The 17,840-nt window shown below is 31.7% G+C and carries 22 protein-coding genes; 7 read left to right on the top strand and 15 right to left on the bottom strand.

Translation table 11 applies throughout. The features are described from left to right. Positions 1–4 precede the first annotated feature (4 nt). The 6 genes from Q1B37_RS04045 to Q1B37_RS04020 form a co-directional block, all read right to left on the bottom strand. Complete coding sequence (locus Q1B37_RS04045; protein WP_299895740.1) at positions 5–724, bottom strand: hypothetical protein; 720 nt, start codon at positions 722–724, stop codon at positions 5–7. A gap of 146 nt (positions 725–870) precedes the next feature. Continuing rightward, positions 871–1,698, bottom strand: coding sequence for a hypothetical protein (locus Q1B37_RS04040; protein ID WP_299895737.1), 828 nt, complete (start codon positions 1,696–1,698; stop codon positions 871–873). Between the two features lie 182 nt (positions 1,699–1,880). Beyond that, on the bottom strand, positions 1,881–2,936 hold the full coding sequence (locus tag Q1B37_RS04035) for a fatty acid desaturase (RefSeq protein WP_299895735.1): 1,056 nt from the start codon (positions 2,934–2,936) through the stop codon (positions 1,881–1,883). Next, the gene (locus Q1B37_RS04030; protein ID WP_299895732.1) at positions 2,926–4,023 is read right to left on the bottom strand and encodes an acyl-CoA desaturase; all 1,098 of its coding nucleotides are present in this window, start codon (positions 4,021–4,023) and stop codon (positions 2,926–2,928) included. The genes Q1B37_RS04035 and Q1B37_RS04030 overlap by 11 nt, the downstream gene beginning before the upstream one ends. 151 nt (positions 4,024–4,174) lie before the next feature. After that, positions 4,175–4,564: a hypothetical protein gene (locus Q1B37_RS04025; RefSeq protein WP_299602773.1), complete on the bottom strand. Its 390-nt coding sequence runs from the start codon at positions 4,562–4,564 to the stop codon at positions 4,175–4,177. A 2-nt stretch (positions 4,565–4,566) separates the two neighbouring features. Then, a complete protein-coding gene (locus Q1B37_RS04020) occupies positions 4,567–5,331 on the bottom strand; it encodes a hypothetical protein (RefSeq protein WP_299895730.1) in 765 nt (254 codons plus the stop codon). A gap of 243 nt (positions 5,332–5,574) precedes the next feature. Between Q1B37_RS04020 and Q1B37_RS04015 the strand changes: the two genes are divergently transcribed. From Q1B37_RS04015 to Q1B37_RS03990, 6 genes are all read left to right on the top strand, one after another. Further along, positions 5,575–6,543 carry a hypothetical protein gene (locus tag Q1B37_RS04015; RefSeq protein WP_299895727.1) on the top strand — a complete coding sequence of 323 codons (969 nt, stop codon included), beginning with the start codon at positions 5,575–5,577 and terminating at the stop codon, positions 6,541–6,543. A 174-nt stretch (positions 6,544–6,717) separates the two neighbouring features. Next, positions 6,718–7,581: a sigma-70 family RNA polymerase sigma factor gene (locus tag Q1B37_RS04010; protein WP_027395748.1), complete on the top strand. Its 864-nt coding sequence runs from the start codon at positions 6,718–6,720 to the stop codon at positions 7,579–7,581. 227 nt (positions 7,582–7,808) lie between these two features. Further along, positions 7,809–8,216, top strand: a complete 408-nt coding sequence (locus Q1B37_RS04005) for a BLUF domain-containing protein (protein ID WP_299895724.1) — start codon at positions 7,809–7,811, stop codon at positions 8,214–8,216. 113 nt (positions 8,217–8,329) lie between these two features. Further along, entirely contained in the window at positions 8,330–8,746 is a 417-nt protein-coding gene (locus Q1B37_RS04000; protein ID WP_299602788.1) for a BLUF domain-containing protein, read from the top strand. 42 nt (positions 8,747–8,788) lie between these two features. Next, positions 8,789–9,448: a ribulose-phosphate 3-epimerase gene (rpe, locus tag Q1B37_RS03995; protein ID WP_299895721.1), complete on the top strand. Its 660-nt coding sequence runs from the start codon at positions 8,789–8,791 to the stop codon at positions 9,446–9,448. Then, positions 9,448–10,422, top strand: coding sequence for a YpdA family putative bacillithiol disulfide reductase (locus Q1B37_RS03990; protein WP_299895719.1), 975 nt, complete (start codon positions 9,448–9,450; stop codon positions 10,420–10,422). Before rpe ends, Q1B37_RS03990 begins: the two co-directional genes overlap by 1 nt. A gap of 101 nt (positions 10,423–10,523) precedes the next feature. Here Q1B37_RS03990 and Q1B37_RS03985 read toward each other — a convergent pair whose 3' ends face one another. The 7 genes from Q1B37_RS03985 to trxA form a co-directional block, all read right to left on the bottom strand. Next, positions 10,524–11,228 carry a Bax inhibitor-1 family protein gene (locus Q1B37_RS03985; RefSeq protein WP_299895717.1) on the bottom strand — a complete coding sequence of 235 codons (705 nt, stop codon included), beginning with the start codon at positions 11,226–11,228 and terminating at the stop codon, positions 10,524–10,526. 140 nt (positions 11,229–11,368) lie between these two features. Continuing rightward, entirely contained in the window at positions 11,369–12,175 is an 807-nt protein-coding gene (locus Q1B37_RS03980) for a zinc-dependent peptidase (RefSeq protein ID WP_299895714.1), read from the bottom strand. A 200-nt stretch (positions 12,176–12,375) separates the two neighbouring features. Further along, entirely contained in the window at positions 12,376–13,761 is a 1,386-nt protein-coding gene (locus Q1B37_RS03975) for an MBL fold metallo-hydrolase (protein WP_299602798.1), read from the bottom strand. A 74-nt stretch (positions 13,762–13,835) separates the two neighbouring features. Continuing rightward, positions 13,836–14,021: a hypothetical protein gene (locus Q1B37_RS03970; protein ID WP_299895710.1), complete on the bottom strand. Its 186-nt coding sequence runs from the start codon at positions 14,019–14,021 to the stop codon at positions 13,836–13,838. Between the two features lie 18 nt (positions 14,022–14,039). Beyond that, the gene (locus Q1B37_RS03965) at positions 14,040–14,915 is read right to left on the bottom strand and encodes a sterol desaturase family protein (RefSeq protein WP_299895707.1); all 876 of its coding nucleotides are present in this window, start codon (positions 14,913–14,915) and stop codon (positions 14,040–14,042) included. Between the two features lie 166 nt (positions 14,916–15,081). Then, positions 15,082–15,354 (bottom strand): acylphosphatase, encoded by a 273-nt coding sequence (locus Q1B37_RS03960; protein WP_299602807.1) that lies wholly within the window; start codon positions 15,352–15,354, stop codon positions 15,082–15,084. Between the two features lie 13 nt (positions 15,355–15,367). After that, entirely contained in the window at positions 15,368–15,667 is a 300-nt protein-coding gene (gene trxA / locus Q1B37_RS03955; RefSeq protein ID WP_299895705.1) for a thioredoxin, read from the bottom strand. Positions 15,668–16,589: 922 nt separating this feature from the next. On the opposite strand from trxA, the gene Q1B37_RS03950 reads away from it, so the two are divergent. Next, positions 16,590–16,736 (top strand): hypothetical protein, encoded by a 147-nt coding sequence (locus Q1B37_RS03950; RefSeq protein WP_219006587.1) that lies wholly within the window; start codon positions 16,590–16,592, stop codon positions 16,734–16,736. 97 nt (positions 16,737–16,833) lie between these two features. Here the strand turns inward: Q1B37_RS03950 and Q1B37_RS03945 are convergent, their stop codons facing one another. Both Q1B37_RS03945 and Q1B37_RS03940 read right to left on the bottom strand, forming a co-directional pair. Continuing rightward, positions 16,834–17,247, bottom strand: coding sequence for a DUF6691 family protein (locus tag Q1B37_RS03945; protein WP_299895702.1), 414 nt, complete (start codon positions 17,245–17,247; stop codon positions 16,834–16,836). Positions 17,248–17,249: 2 nt separating this feature from the next. Further along, positions 17,250–17,810 carry a YeeE/YedE thiosulfate transporter family protein gene (locus Q1B37_RS03940; RefSeq protein WP_299895699.1) on the bottom strand — a complete coding sequence of 187 codons (561 nt, stop codon included), beginning with the start codon at positions 17,808–17,810 and terminating at the stop codon, positions 17,250–17,252. Positions 17,811–17,840: the final 30 nt, after the last annotated feature.

Here is a 17,840-nt window from a genome sequence, read left to right as displayed (position 1 = left end):
TCTATTAGAAAAGTCTTCCTAAGACAACACCAAACTGAAAACCATATACACTTTTAACCCCATTGAGATTACCGTAAGTAGAAAGTTCGAGACCTACTACACTATTAAATGTATATCGCAAAGATATCTTAGAAAATCCCCCAAGAATGATTTTCTTACTTTCTTGTACTCTCCTATAATCCAAAGATGGCCCCGATGAACCGGGAAAACAAAAACCTCCAAAACCACAAGTAGATCCTGGAGAATATTCAACAGCATACTCATAGTCTTCGCTATAGATAATAGAAGGACCTAGCATAGCAAATATCTTAAAAGACCTTTTCTTGTTAAGAGCAAAAGACTTAAATAAATTAGGAGATAACGCATACAACCTATTATCCCTCTCACCACTATAAGGAAATCTTTTTTCAATTCCTTCAGGTAATTCTGTTCCTTCAAAGTTTTCTATCTCATCTATTGGAGGGATACCTTTTGTACTTTCTGCGGTGTAGGCAGATCTTGTAAAATCAAATCCATATCCCCATCCGTTTTTTCGTTCAAACATAATACCTCCGTAAATATCCAGCTCATTACTTTCATCACTGGCAATAGAGCTAAAACCATTGGTAAAGGCAATTGGTTTCTTCTCTCTTCTTTGTTTTTGATCGTTATCTAAATTCTGACTATAACTATATTTTGAAACACATAAGAATAGAATTGTAACACTGACCAACTTTTTCATCATATTAAAAATTTATTGTTTAGTGATGTAAACATAATAGCAATTCCACAGTCTTAGTTGTCAAAATCACGAGTATTATATTTTGTTCTTGCGATAATCACAATTGTGGAAATAGATAACACCTCAACTTATACGTTATCTATTATTTATTAAAAAAGTTCAAATGCGATTCCGATTTTATGAGCACCTATTTCTATACTTTTTCTTTCCCCTTGAACCTCTTCTGTATCAATATATGTTGACTGAAACAAGTAACTAAACGTTAATCTTTTATATCTATAACTTGCCATCCCTCCTATAATTGGTGCTCCAGCATCTCTGATTGTATTAAATCCCGAAAAGGCACCTAAACTCACAGAATTATTGATATTAATCTTATAAACCGCTTCACTTTCAGCTAGAATTGTAAAAAAGGATTTTTTATTAAATACATTATAATCCTGAAAAGCTATATTTTCAATTTCATCTAATTTATCCTGATAGGGTCCAAACTCATAGGTATACATAACTTTTAGCCCAATCGGTCTAAAATCGAATTTAGAAGTAGACACCTTAAAATTAACTCCTGCCTTTAGTCCTATATTATAAAAATCCAGCTTTTCATCTAAAGCTATAATGGTTCGACCCGAGTTCTCATCTAATTCCTCTCCCTTAAAGGTAAATGTCCCGTAAGCGGCATTAGCACCATAAAAGAAATTTAACCACTTTCGTGAAAAAGATTGATATACATCTAAAGATGCCACGGTTTTTCGATCATCTTCCTGCTGTCTAAATTGCTCCTGTTTGGCTATATCAATGGTTCCCGAAGCATAAATTTTAGAGGTGTTCTCACCATTATACAATGGTTTTGCTATATACGAGTTTACCGAACCATGACTAGCAGTAGTGTAGGCTTTAAATGGACTGGTAACGGAACAACTAATCAAGGATTGAAGTGCCACTAAAAACACTCCTTGTTTCATAAACTTTTTCATCATATCAAATTGTTTTAAAATTGTTTAGTGAACCAAACATACTTGCTATCTGAGAACTACAATTGTTAAAATCACGAGTATGAAATTTTATTCTTGTGATAATCACAATTCAGGAATCTTCAAAAAAAACACCTTCAAAAAAAATGAAGGTGCTTCAATCCTATTTTATTGATTACAAAAATTTATTATTCTATCCCCAATTGTTTTAGATGTAATAAGTGAGCTACTACTCCACCAAAATAAGAAGTTTGATTGGGAATGATTTGATGTTTCCTTAATACAGAATATAGAATTTTATTCAGTTCTGGATAATAAACATGATGAATATGTGGGAAAAGATGATGAGCAATATGATTATTAAATCCTCCGAATATAAAATTTGCAAACTTACTAAAAGGATAAAAATCATTTGAACTTTGCACCTGATTCATGAACCATGATGTTTTTATCTTACCAGAAGTGTCTTTTTCGGGATATGCCAGACCTTTTATATGATGTGTCATAAAAAAGGTAAACAATAAAAATAGCGATTGTACCATATGCATACTTATAAATGCTACTATTACCCAATACCATTTTAGGTCAATAAATATCATAGGCAATAACACCAAATAGCTTAGATAAACTATTTTTTGACACCAAAAAGAAAACTTGTATGCTAAAGAATGTTTCTTGTGATTACCAAAGTCGCTAAAAAACACTTTAAAATCTTTGATAAAAACCCAGAACAATGAATACGTTGTATACAAAAAAGGAGCATACAAATATTGGAAACGGTGAAACCATTTCATCTTCGAACCAGGAACTACTCTTATTAAATTCGTAATTTCTAAATCTGTATCATAACCTTCAACATTAGGAGCATGATGATGGGATGTTACATGCCTATCTTTCCATGCTTCTGCATGAGCTCCTACCATCGTATAAAGAGCAATGAAACATTTATGATTTAACTCCTTTTTCTTAAAAATTGTGTTATGCGAAAAATCGTGCGCAAAGTTAAATGCGAATAACATAGAAACTAACCCAAAAACAACATAAGCCAATACCAACAATTGCGGTTGTGATATTTGATAAATAAAACTATATGAAATTAGTGTAAAGGAAAAATAAATGAATCCCTTTAAGAACATCTTTTTCTGAAATCTTCGATTACAGAAATTAATTTTTTTGTAGATCTCTTCCTGAATAGCACCAAAAAGCTCTACATGATCTTTAATATATAAATGCTTAGATTTCATATTGCAAAGGTTTTGGTGATTCTTGTGTTCCCATTTTCTTTAGAAACCTAAAATGTGATTTTAGGGCATCACGATATGGCATCTCCATGTACGTAATACTATGTTTATTTGCTAATTCTCTAAATATCGGAGCCAATTTTATATAATGTACATGACATATATTTGGTAATAAATGATGTAAAGCATGTGCATTAAATCCTCCTAAAACCCAGTTTAAAAATTTGCTATCCACATTATAATCAACCGAAGTACACATCTGCAACTTTGGCCAACTCATCGACAAATTACCTTCTTTATCAGCTTCGGGATGTGCTACAAAATCCGATAAATGAGATACTCCTAAAACCGCAGTAAATATGATAGAAATTAGAAAGTGATTGAGCATAAAAGCTACTACAATATGCTCCCAACCAAATGGCAATAACAAGTCAGGAATAACAATCATGTAACCCACATAAAGTACTTTAAAGAACAAAAGCTTTACGATTTCCCATGCCGGAATTGCAACCTTAATTGTCCTACTCGAGCGATTAAATATCATTAAAAACTCTCTAAACAAAAACCAATTAAGAGAATAAAACAAATATAAAAATGGCACATATAAATATTGAAATCTATGATACCAACGTACCTTTTGACTTGTTGTCATCCTAACAAGAGGATTATTTAACACATCGATATCACTTCCTTCAATATTAGTATACAAATGATGGGATTCATTATGATTTTTGCCCCATACATATGCATTATTGCCTTGTAAATTAAAGCTTAACTGAAACAAAATTTTATTCCAGAATTTACTTTTTACTGCCACTCCATGCGCTGCATCATGAGATACATTAAATGCTGTTAACAAAACTGATATTCCCAGACCTAAATACAACAAGTAAAAACCGATTATATTTGATGACGTTATCATCAGAACATACAACAAGACTACCATCATAAAATATAGAATGATTTTAAAAATCATCTTATTATTTCCGAATTTCTCCAACCTATTAGACTCAAAATATTCTCGAATCTTCTCGGTAAGTTCTTTATAAAATTCAGAACCTTCATCTTTAGAAAATTTTATTTTTTGCATAATTATTTCTTTAAAATTAGACATATAACAGTCCTTTGGATATATGAGAAGGCATACCTTCTAATATTCCACATATGGTGAATTAACCTGAATTAATACGAAGAGTTTATAAGATATAAACTAAGTGCTCCTTTTTAGATCATTCAACATACTACTTCTTTTTTCTAGAAGTAATATCCTTAAAAACCCCTAGTTGAACATTTCCTGTTTTAGATAAGAACACCAATAGTTGTTCTTTTTTAGAATTCGCATTTATTTTCTGTGTCCGCCAATGTTTAATAAATGATAATACAGAAGTAATCTTATTAGAAGAGGAAACACTAAAAATCCCATCTTTTAGTGATCCTTTAATATATTTTGACACTTTTAGTGTTTCAGATTTCATTAAACAAATTTTTAATGTCTCTTTATCCAACACTTTAATGCGAGTGTACAATTTTTCTTTTACCGGAATAAGACCAACCAAGTTTCCAGTAAGTACGTAAAAAGCTTCGAAACCATAGTCCCCTTCGATGCTTAAGTTGCTAGTGATATTCATCATTACTAAGATGTTTTTGATTTATTTTTCTTTTTAGAAAATTGCCAATTGATAAAAGGCAAAGAGCGTCTTTCATTTTTATTCCAAAGCCCTATTTGAATACCTTTTAGTGTTTTTGTATTATTAAGAATTCCTATTTGAACCCCTTCAAAACTCTCACTTTTGGATTCAATATCGTTCCAAGCACCTATTTGCAATCCCTTAAATGTCTTAAAGTCATTAAATCCTGATATTTGAATCCCTTTTCCATCCACAACATAACTACCAAGCATTCCAAAGAGAACACCTCGTAAAACATAAGTAGAGCTGCCATAAACAGCTAATTGAATTCCATTTACTTTGTAAGAATAATTACCGAATCCTGTTATAGATATCCCATTCATTCTTCTTAAAGCTTGAACTCCTCCAGAAACAGAAATCCCATTAATATCCATAAATGATAAAGTTCCACCAGAAACATTTATTCCATTTACGATCTCTGTAGGTTTCCGATTGAAATAATTTTCAAATTCACTTTCTTTATCAGGTAGTCCGATTTTGGGAGTAAAAAATATCGAAAAACCTTTACCGAAAGGTTCAATTCTCAACCCATTTGATTTTGTTGTCTTCGTGTCTGGTTCTACTTTCTTTTGCGCCAAACCAATCGACAAACCATAAACATCCGTATTTGTACTATTAAAAAAACCAATTGGTGCTACTACCTCATTGTCTTGTCCGAAAGTAATTCTGCTTATTACCAATACCATTAAGGTTAAAATACTAATTCTCATTTTTCTTGTTTTTAAAATTTCACAAGTCAAAACTATTGTGATAAGTACAAGACAAAAAGTGATAAGTGCGAAAAGGATTTTATTTTTTTGTGATTTTCGCAAATTAATATCTCCTAATTTTGTATTTGTGAAAAAATTAAAAATCACAAAGACACTTTATATTTTTTGCGAAAATCACAAAATTGAATTATTTTTCTATCTTATTTTTCCATCGCACTATCATCAATCGTAAAAAAATAAGGAATGATACAAGAAAATTTTTTAGAGCTTATTAAAAAACAAATCTGCTCTAAAACTTCGCTCATCGATGAAGTAGCAACAGCTTTAGATATAAGCTATGATGCTGCTCATAGAAGAATTAGTAAAAAAAGTAAGTTATCTCTTGAAGAAGGAGTAACACTGGCCAAATACTTCAGTTTATCCATTGATCAGTTGTTTTCTAGTGAAGATGAGCATATTGTGGCAGTAAAAAAAACAGCTCCAGTTCAGGATATGAAAAGCTTACTGGCATACTATGAAAACTCTTATAAATCTTTATCTCCGCTCATTAACAACCCTAATGTAGAGATGATTTATTCAGCCAAAGATTTACCAATATTCTATACTTCTGATGATAATCTACTTTCTAAATTTAAGATGTATGTATGGTTAAAAATTATGGATTCTGAACTTGGTGATGTAAAATTCACTGGATTTAATCCTTCTCTATCCTTAATTGAGGCTGCTAAAAGATTAGGAAAAATGTACAATGATCTTAACTCTATAGAAATTTGGGACATCACTACCATTAATAGTACATTAAAACAGATACACTTTTATTTCGAATCCGATTCTCTTACTTCTAAAGATGCTTTACAAATCTGTGATGACCTGCAACAGTTACTACATCAAATTTCTAGAAAAATAATTGAGCAAAAAGATAATTTTAAGTTCTACTATAATGAATTGTTACTCATGAACAACCGCGTATTGGTAAAAACACCTACTGAAAGATCGCTCTATGTCCCTTTTACCATTCTTTCTTATTATAGGACCAACGATGTGATCACTTGTGATCAAGCCGAAGAATTTCTAAATATACAAATGGAAGGTTCTAAATTATTAAGTACTGCGGGAGAAAAAGAAAGAAATTTATTTTTTAATAAAATGCAGAAAAAAATTGAAGCCTTACGTTCATTAATTATTGCCAAAAATGTACTAGAATTCGAATAAGCTCGTAAACTTTTAGCTCCTATTACGACTCATATACTACCAATACTTAAGGCAGTAATAGTGCATATAAAAAAATAATTTTACTTTTTTGTAACATTTTCGTAACACCTTACGTATAATTAAGAAAAGAGAAGCCCTAAATATTCACAATATTAAATTTCAAGGATAACATAGATGAGACAACTTAAAATTACGAAGCAGGTAACGAATCGTGAAACTGCATCGCTGGATAAGTATTTGCAGGAAATAGGTAAGGTAGATCTTATTACTGCAGATGAAGAGGTGGAATTAGCTCAGCGCATTAAAGCTGGAGATGAGAGAGCCCTTGAAAAATTAACAAAAGCCAATCTTCGATTTGTGGTATCTGTTGCAAAACAATATCAAAACCAAGGATTGACATTACCTGATTTGATTAATGAAGGAAACTTAGGTTTGATCAAAGCTGCTAAACGTTTTGATGAAACTAGAGGATTTAAATTTATTTCCTATGCTGTATGGTGGATTCGTCAATCTATATTACAAGCATTAGCAGAACAATCACGTATTGTTCGATTACCATTAAATAAAATCGGTTCGATCAATAAGATAAATAAGACATATGCTTTCTTAGAGCAATCTCACGAAAGACCACCTAGTGCAGAAGAGATCGCTAAAGAATTAGACATGACGATCAATGACGTAAAGGAATCCATGAAAAATTCTGGTCGTCATGTAAGTATGGACGCTCCTTTAGTAGAAGGTGAAGATTCTAACTTATATGATGTACTAAATTCTGGAGAATCTCCAAATCCTGATAGATCTCTATTGCATGAATCACTTCGCACCGAAATTGAGCGTGCTTTAGAAACACTAACACCAAGAGAAGCTGATGTAATCCGTTTATACTTTGGTCTAGGAGATCAACACCCTATGACTTTAGAGGAAATTGGCGAAACTTTTGACTTAACTCGTGAGCGTGTAAGACAAATTAAAGAGAAAGCTATTCGTAGATTAAAACATACATCTCGTAGTAAAATATTAAAAACTTATTTAGGATAACTTTTAATTTCCTAAATTGCGGTTACAAACAGTTTATAACATAACTGTTCGTTTTTTGATTGATGAATGACCTCCGGCTGATTACCGGAGGTTTTTTCTTGAACAATATCTGTAGTTTTACACATTACTGTTGAACCACAATTAACAGTATTATTATGATTATTAAATCTTATTACTTCCCAAATTTTCTAAAAAAACTGTACCTTTAAAAGTATATAAAGGAAATTATGTGGCAAACCATTAGTTATGTAAGTACTGCAGATCCATCATTGACTACCTTAGAAATGGAAGACCTTTTCCAGCTCGTTAAACAAAAAAACAATGATCTGGGCATTACTGGTATACTTTTATATTCGGATGGTAATTTCATGCAAATACTAGAAGGTGAGAAAACTTATATACATGAGTTGTTTTCTAAGATAGAACAGGACGAGCGCCATTACAATGTTATTAAAATTTTTGATCGACAGATTGTCAACCCTTGCTTTTCAAAATACCACTCGGACTTTAAAGTTTTTGGAGAATCTTATAGTCATAATGAGCTTCAAAATTTCTTAGAAGGAGAAAAGTCTTATAATCCAGATAATTACAAAAGTGTCTCCTATCTTACTAAAAAGTTCATGAAACTTTCCTAGATAATTATTTAGTAGATCAAAAATTCACATCTTACTAAACGACTGTTAAAAACAACTGTTAAATCCATTTTTTTGCAGAAAAATTCCCTTTCAAAATTATAACTTTAAGTTATATGAAAAAACCTATTTACCATACCATATCGTATGTTAGCACTTGCTCCGAGCTTTCTGATCAAGAAATAAACGAATTATTAAATACTACAAAACTGAAAAATAATGACTTAGGAATTACAGGAATTTTGATGTATTCTGAACAAAATTTCTTTCAAATTATCGAAGGAGAAGTAACAACTATTAAAAATTTATATCAAAAGATAGTCCGTGATATTAGGCATTTTGATATTATTAAAATATTTGATAGGTCTACAGAAATTCGATGTTTTAAAACTTTTGAAAATTCCTATACTGTCGTAAATAAGGAGAAAGATTATTTAGAGCTAGAACGTTTTCTAGAATCTGAAAAGAGTTATAATCCAAAAAACTTTAAAAACATATCCTACATCGCGAATAAATTTATGAAGCTCTCTTAGTTTTAAACTTAAATAGTATTTTTGCAGCAAATTTTACTAAATATGGCTTCTAAATTAATTGCCCCTTCTGTATTAGCTGCGGATTTTGCTAACCTACAAAGAGATGTTGAAATGATAAACAACAGTGATGCTGATTGGTTTCATATCGACATCATGGATGGAGTTTTTGTACCTAATATTTCCTTTGGTATGCCAGTACTAAGAGATATCGTTAAGCATGCAACAAAAACTATTGATGTTCATTTAATGATCGTAGATCCAGACAGATATATAAAAACATTTGCGGATTTAGGTAGTAATATTTTAACCGTTCATTACGAAGCTTGCACACACCTTCATAGAACATTGCAGGCAATAAAGGCAGAAGGTATGAAAGCAGGAGTAGCGATCAATCCACATACCAATGTAAGCTTATTAGAAGATACGATCAATGATATTGATTTAGTTTGTATTATGAGTGTAAATCCAGGTTTTGGTGGACAATCCTTTATAGAGAATACTCATAAAAAGGTACAACAGCTTAAAGAAATAATCGTTCGTAATAACGCCAGTACCATGATCGAAATTGATGGTGGAGTTACTAACAAAAACGCAAAGCAACTTGTTGATGCTGGTGCAGATGTATTGGTTGCCGGTAGCTATGTTTTTAAGAGCGAAAACCCTATTGAAACTGTAAAAGGATTAAAAGAGATTATTGGATAATGAAACACATTGAGCTTATTATAATCGGTGGTGGTCCTATAGGTATTGCTTGTGGCCTAGAAGCTCAAAAAAAGGGTGTAGATTACCTCATTATAGAAAAAGGTCCAATTGTTAATTCTCTTTTTAACTACCCTGTTAATATGCAATTTTTCTCTTCTTCAGAAAAATTGGAAATTGATAATATTCCTTTTATAAGCAATGAAGCAAAGCCAAAGAGAAATGAAGCTCTAGAATATTATAGAAGAATTGTTACTTCTAATAATCTTAATATAAACTTATTCGAAAAAGTACATGCTGCTAAAAAAGAAGGAAGCCTTTTCCATATCCAAACGGAAAAAGATACGTATACATCCAATTACATAATAGTAGCTACAGGATTTTATGATATTCCGAATAAGATCAATGTTCCTGGTGAAGAACTTCCCAAAGTATCCCATTATTATAAGGATCCTCATTTTTTTGCAAAGCAAAAATTAGCGGTTATTGGTGCTAGTAATTCTGCAGTGGATGCTGCTTTAGAGTGTTATCGCAAAGGAGCAGATGTTACCATGATAGTTCGATCTCCAGAAATTGGAAAACGTGTGAAATATTGGGTACGACCTGATATCGAAAACCGAATCAAAGAAGGAAGTATTCATGCCTTTTACAACGCGAATGTAAAAGAAATACGTTCGGATAAACTGATCATTACAACACCCGAAGGTGAAGTTTCTATAGAAAATGATTACGTATTGGCTTTAACAGGATACATGCCAAATTTTGAGTTTTTAGAAAACATCGGAATTGAACTTTCGGATGATGAAAAGAAGTATCCGAAGTATGATGAAAACACTATGGAGTCTAACATCACTGGTCTTTATTTAGCTGGTGTAATTTGCGGTGGAATGGATACGCATGTTTGGTTTATTGAAAACTCTAGAATACATGCAAAAACTATCTTAAACCACATTGTTACTACTAAACAGGACTCTTAAAGGTTTCAACTAGAAAAGAACAAAATTTCGCTATAAGAAAAAGCGGGAGTTTATATTAAAACTCCCGCTTTTTAATGTTTTATTTTATCTAATCTTTGCTGTTAGTCATTAGATAAGATACTTAGAATATACCAGAATAATAACATTAATGATGCAAACAAACCTAATGAAGCACCTACATATTGATCTTCCGAGTATTTATGAACCATATTAGAGGTTTGGTATAAAATTGATCCCGAAGCTAAAACTACCATCCCAACGCTAAACCATAAACCAAGATTAAAACCAAATAACATTCCCGCTACAATTAAACCAAGGGCAATAAAAAACCCTATTGTTAACATAGATCTAAGAAAAGAGAAATCTTTTTTTGTCAAGAGTACGACACCAGACAAACCGGTAAACAATGCTAACGTAAGAATTGCTGCTTGATTTAATATATTAGCACCACCACTCTCAGCAATCATCATAGCTATCCCAATTAAAGGAATAAAAATAAACGCTTCTGCAACCACGTATAATACAAGACCTAAGTATTGCTTATTAATATCATGAGTTTTATGCGCCATTCTTTCCGCGTAATTAGTTGCCAGCATAAATCCTCCTAACATTAATAACCATCTCCATCCCTGCGTCATAGAGAAAGCAAAATTTACTAATGGCTCTATCTGAAAAAACACCCATTCTACAATTACAAATAATAACACAGCCATTGCCAGATGGGTATATGTCTTTTTATAAAAAGCTACTCTCTTTTCGTCAGTAAGAGAACTTACTACTGGAGCTACTTGCTGAAATTCTTCCATTTTTTATTTTTTTAATTTGTTATACGTACTAAGATACTTTTTATCGTTAAACATAAGTGTCAATATAGCGCAAAATGTTACCCTGATTTCTTCTTTTTTTTAGATTTAACTGATAGGTCACTTAAAAAGTAACATATAAATTAATTAATCTGAGTTTCAAAATAACGGAAATTGAGCATCCTGCTTACATATAAATAGATATCAGGAAATTGATCTCTTAACTTATCAGGAGATTCCATAAAGACCTCAACCAACACAGCGATAAACTCAAATTTATCTGTAAACGCATATTCTCTTAGTAACTTACTATCAATAATTTTATTTCTTAACGTAACTGAAGATAAATGATCTTCTAATTCTAAAAAAGTATCATGAAATATTTCTGAACTTATATTATTACATTTTAAGGAACAATAATGAATCGCATGCGTTATTTCATGAATTCCTAAATTGATACCATCATCCTGGTCTAGATTCCCAAGGTTAAAATGTTCCCAAGACAGCACTAATGCTTTAGATCTTGGATTAAATTCTCCTTTGTTCTCTGTTTTGTTTAGAATAGAATAATACGAAGACGGATATAATATGATGGTCTCTACATATTCCAATAGATAATTACGCATCCCAAAAGTCATCTGAATTACCAATAACGTAATTTGCATACGTTTTTCATCATCTACAACCAAACCTTCTCTTCCTACAAACTTTGTCGTTTCTAAAAACCGAACTACACGATGTTCAAAAAATCTTTTTTTCTGTTTGTCTAATCTATTGTATAAAGAGTTTGTTGCTAAAAAAGGCACCAAGTTCTTAGGTAACTTTTTAGGAGTAATATAGAAATGTACAAAAAAGGGCTTCTTATATTTATTTGCATATACGGTTTCCAGATATCTTGAGATATAATAAAGACATATAGCAACAATAGTCATGGCTAATATTACAGCCAAAAATTTCGGTATCCCAGGTTCAGGTTGTTCCTGAAGGGAAATAATGTATAAAAAATAAAGATTCAAAAAGCTAAAAGTAGGTTTATTAAGTTACAATAATAAAGGTTTTGAAATAAAAACTCTGTTAAATCAGTAACTAAAACGCTAAACCTTAACGAATAGTATGAAAGAAAACCTACAAATAAGGTCTTTAAATCTAACTATTTGGTGGTATTAATTCCTACTTCTTGGATGGATTTATAACCACCTGCCACATCTACCAGATTATGAATCCCTCTACTTTTTAAAATAGACGCTGCAATCACCGAACGATAACCACCTGCGCAATGCACATAAAAGGTTTCATCTTTTGGAAAATCCGCTAAGTAATCATTAATCATACTCAAAGGGGTATTAGAAGCTTTTGGAATATGTCCTCCAGAAAACTCAGATTGTTTTCGTACATCGAAAACGGGTGTGCTTTCTGTAAGTTTATTTTTAAATGTATCTGCAGTAATAGAATCTAATTGATCGATTTCTTTTCCGGCTTGTATCCAGGTTTCAAAACCGCCTTCTAAACATCCTAATGTATGATCAAAGCCAACTCTGGATAATCTGGTAACCGTTTCCTCTTCTCTACCCTCTGGAGTAACTAATAGTATGGGTTGTTTTACATCGCCTATCAATGCTCCTACCCATGGTGCAAATCCTCCATCTATACCTATAAAAATTGATCTTGGAATATGCCCTTTAACAAAATCACTCTGATGCCTTACGTCTAAAATCACTGCTCCAGTCTCATTTGCTATTTGCTCAAAAGTATCTGGATCTAACTTTTGGGTTCCACGATTTAATACTACCTGTATGTCATCATATCCTTCTTTATTCATTTTCACATTAAGTGGAAAATAAGAGGGAGGCGGTAATAAACCATCCGTAACTTCTTTTACAAACTCTTCCTTGGTCATATCCGATCTCAGCGCATAATTGGTTTGCTTCTGCACTCCTAAGGTTCCAACAGTTTCTGAACTCATATTTTTTCCACATGCTGAACCTGCTCCATGCGCTGGATACACGATAACATCATCTCCTAGCGGCATTATTTTAGTACGTAAACTATCAAATAACATCTCTGCCAACTGTTCTTGGGTCATATTCGCAGCTTTTTGCGCCAGATCAGGTCTGCCTACATCACCTAAAAACAAGGTGTCTCCACTAAAAATAGCATGATCTTTTCCTTCTGAATCTCTTAATAAATAGGTAGTACTCTCTAAGGTATGTCCTGGAGTGTGCAAGGCCACAATAGTTACATCTCCTATTTTGAATTCCTGACCATCTTCTGCAATGATTGCATCAAAAGAAGTATGAGCATTGGGTCCATATACAATCGGAGCATTAGACTCTTTAGAAAGTGTGATATGTCCACTCACAAAATCGGCGTGAAAATGTGTTTCGAAAATATATTTGATCTCGGCATTATCAGCCTTTGATTTGTCTATATATGGTTTTATTTCTCTTAGTGGATCTATGATCGCCACTTCTCCATTACTTTCTATATAATATGCTCCTTGTGCAAGGCAACCGGTATACATTTGTTCTATTCTCATCTTTCTCGGAAATAAATATCAAAAATTTTTCAAATTTATAATTAATTAAAAATACCACAAGTCATTACTTCCATTTATGAAGCACCAAGAAATTTCAGTAATTCATATACAAGAAAAGCAGGCCATACTATTGCTTTCACCACACCTAATAAACCCATCCAAAAACTTGTTGCATGACTAATATAATAGATCAAAGCACCAATAATACCTAATCCATAAACAGTATTTGAAGAAGCTTTTTTCTGTACTTTTTCTTTCATCTTATAGTAGGATAAACCCTATTTTTTGGGGTATTTAAAACCATATAGTAACTGTCCTAAAAAACTTTTAGGCACATTTTCGTCTCCCGGAAAACCTATCTTAACAGTTCCGCTATCTTCTGGAATATAATTTGTCTTAAAGATATAATCCCAAAGACTTAAACTAATTCCAAAATTTACTCCAAAAGAATTTTTAGGCAACACATAAGCATGATGATATAAATGCATCACTGGATTATTTAAAATATACTTAAGGGGTCCCCAAGTAATCTTAATATTCGCGTGATTAAAATGCCCTATCCCAATTGCCAAAAAGTGTACTATATAAGCCTGTTCTGGTTCAAACCCTCCTAAAATCATGACTCCAATAGTTTTAAGAGGTTTGTATAATATGTTTTCCATCCAATGGTATCTAAGATGTGCGGCAAACCCCATTTCCTTTACAGAATGATGTATTTTATGAAATCGCCAAAAGAAAGAAAACTTATGTAATAATACATGTGTAAACCATTGTACAAAGTCTAGAATAATAAAAAATACGAGCAACTGCAACCATTTTGGTAAGTCTGATATATTCAAAATCGTGAGACTTTGATGTGATATTCCTAAGTTGTTAAAAAATAAACTCAACAATTCATAAACCCCACTTATTACAATAGAAAACACAAAAAAGTTGAAAAACATATAGAATCCATCTAACCAAAAATCTTTTCTAAAAACTGCTTGATCTTTCCTCCATGGAAATAATAACTCCAAACTCCAAACTAATAATGAAATAGCTATTAATCCCCAGAAATAGTTGGTATACCAAGGAACTTCAAAAATAATAGAGTTCCAAGTCCAATGAAGACTATTTTTAAACGCATCAATAAATACATTCACATATTTATCCATAATACAAATTTACTAAAGAAAACCGCTTACCTTGCTATATGTCGAGTAAATGATTCCTTTCCTACACTATATGAAGAATTAGTTTTTAGAATGGTAAATGTATAAAAGGAGAACTTTGATTTCAGTAACAAAAGTTACAATCCAAAAACAACTTAGCACAGCTGTTTTAATATTGTATTTGAAACTCTTTAAAAGAAAGTACTGGTGCTTCTTTCTTATCCACATTGATAACTTTTGCAAATTGCGGACCATCCGCACACCATGCCAACAACTGTGATAACTGATCTTCATCTCCTTCGGCTTCAATATACACATCTCCATTAGGTAAATTTTTTACAATTCCTTTTATTCCTAATTCTTGCGCTTTTTCCAAAGTGCTTTTGCGATACCAAACTCCTTGTACTTTACCTGTTACAATAATATTATAATGCTTAATCATATCACTACTAGTATTATGTATAAGATTTGACTATTGAAATAATATTTTGCTTTTGCAATACTCCAGATTGTCTCCAAAGTTGCTTACCATCTTTAAAGAGTAACATTGTTGGAACTCCTCTCACCTGATATTTTGCTGCTAAAGTTTGATTTTTGTCCACATCTATTTTTACAATTTTAATAGAATCTCCTAATTCCTCCTTTACTTCCTTTAATATAGGAGCTAACATTTTACATGGACCACACCAATCTGCATAAAAGTCAATCAGGACCGGAGTAGTTGAATTTATTATATTACTAAAATTATCTTTCATCTGTTTATAATTTTATTGTTTTTTATGGTCAGATCGAACCGCCATCTAATCATATCTGCAGGTATCATCTTATTGTTATGGCTTATTTCATATATAATTATTTTTATTGAGGAAAAGTAGCTCTTTTTTCATTTAAACCTCTAATTTATTTCTAAAAAACGTCTGAAGCACCTGTATTTTGGTTAAAAAATGTTAAAATAGTACCTTTTTATACATAGTACTGTAACAAAATTAAAGTTTTGTTGTCTAGTAAGTATATAACAATTCAAAACAATATCAATTATGAGAACTTTAGACAGCAATCAAATCACAAACAAATTAAAAAGTACAAAAGGAAACATCTGGAATGCTAAAAGACGATACAGATAAACAATCAAATCAATTATTCATCAATCAAAAAAAAAATCAAAACCATGAGAACTTTAGACAACAATCAAATTTCGAACAAATTAAAAAGTACAAAAGGAAATATCTGGAATGCTAAAAGACGCTACAGATAATCAATCAAACCAATTATTCATCAATCAAAAAAAATCAACATCATGAGAACTTTAGACAGCAATGAAATTTCGAACAAATTAAAAAGTACAAAAGGAAATATCTGGAATGCTAAAAGACGCTACAGATAGACAATCAAATCAATTATTCATCAATCAAAAAAATCAACATCATGAGAACTTTAGACAACAATCAAATTTCGAACAAATTAAAAAATACAAAAGGAAATATCTGGAATGCTAAAAGACGCTACAGATAAACAATCGAATCAATTATTCATCAATCAAAAAAATCAACATCATGAGAACTTTAGACAACAATCAAATTTCGAACAAATTAAAAAGTACAAAAGGAAACATCTGGAATGCCAAAAGGCGTTATAGATAATTACAAAATCAATTATCAATCAAAAAATCTAATCATCATGAGAACATTACAAAATATAAGGAATCGATCACGAAATAGTGCTACTCCACAATACAATCGATTCGTAAATTATATAACACAATTTTACGATTATGAAGGAAATATTATTACCGGAAATAAGCGATATACGTATCAAACAGAATGATCATTTAAAGGGCTGAATCTTAAAAATTAATTTAAAATTCAGCCCTTCTCTTTCATAGCAACGACTTTAATATTTTCTTCTTATCAATTACTCTAAATTAATGTGGTAATTTATCTTTTAACAATCCGTACAAAAATGTCCCTAATATTGATGCTATTATTACAATGACAATAGGCAAATAACCAGCTCCAGCCAGAACAAATAAAGGACCTGGACAAGCTCCAGCTAAAGCCCAACCCAAGCCAAAAATTATTCCTCCTAATAGATATCTATAAAATCCTCTTTCTTTTGGAACCATGTTGATTTTATTTCCAGAGAAGGATGTTATCTTTCCTTTTTTCGCGAATTGGATAAAAACACTTCCGATGACAACAGCAGAACCAATAATTCCATACATATGGAAAGATCCAAACTGGAACATTTCGTAAATTCTAAACCATGAGGCTGCTTCTGATTTAAAAAGAACAATCCCGAATAAAATTCCGACACCTAAATAAATTACTGTTCTCATCTCTAAAATATTAATGGAAATATAAAATGAACCATTAGCAAACCTCCTATAAAAAATCCTATAACGGCTATTAAAGAAGGTAACTGCAAATCGCTTAATCCCGAAATCGCATGACCAGAGGTACATCCTCCAGCATATCTAGCTCCAAAACCAACCAATAAACCACCTACTACCAGAATTAGTAACATTATTGGATCGTTGAATACATTATCAGCATATAATTTATCTGGTGCGTAAGCATTACCAACATCACTAAAACCCATTTCTTTTAAGTCTTCTGTAATTGCATTAGACGCTATATGGACTGTTGGATCTTCAGAAAGTAAATTTCCTCCGATAAAACCTCCCAATATCATTCCCAAAGCAACAACTAGATTCCATCGCTGCGCTTTCCAATTAAATCTAAAAAAACTCGTTGTCTTTCCAGCTCCGCAAATAGCGCAGAGTGTTCTAAGGTTAGATGACATTCCCATTTTTTTATCAAGCATTAGCAATAAAATCATCACTAGTGCAATTAATGGTCCTGCAACATACCATGGCCAAGGTTGTTGTATCCAATTCATGCAATTTTATTTTCTCTACAAACTACTGGA

The sequence above is a fragment of the uncultured Aquimarina sp. genome, from assembly GCF_947492965.1.
In the GTDB taxonomy this organism is placed as follows: Bacteria; Bacteroidota; Bacteroidia; order Flavobacteriales; family Flavobacteriaceae; genus Aquimarina.
The sequence above is the reverse complement of the archived record's forward strand: the minus strand, read 5'-3'. Positions and strand labels throughout refer to the sequence as shown.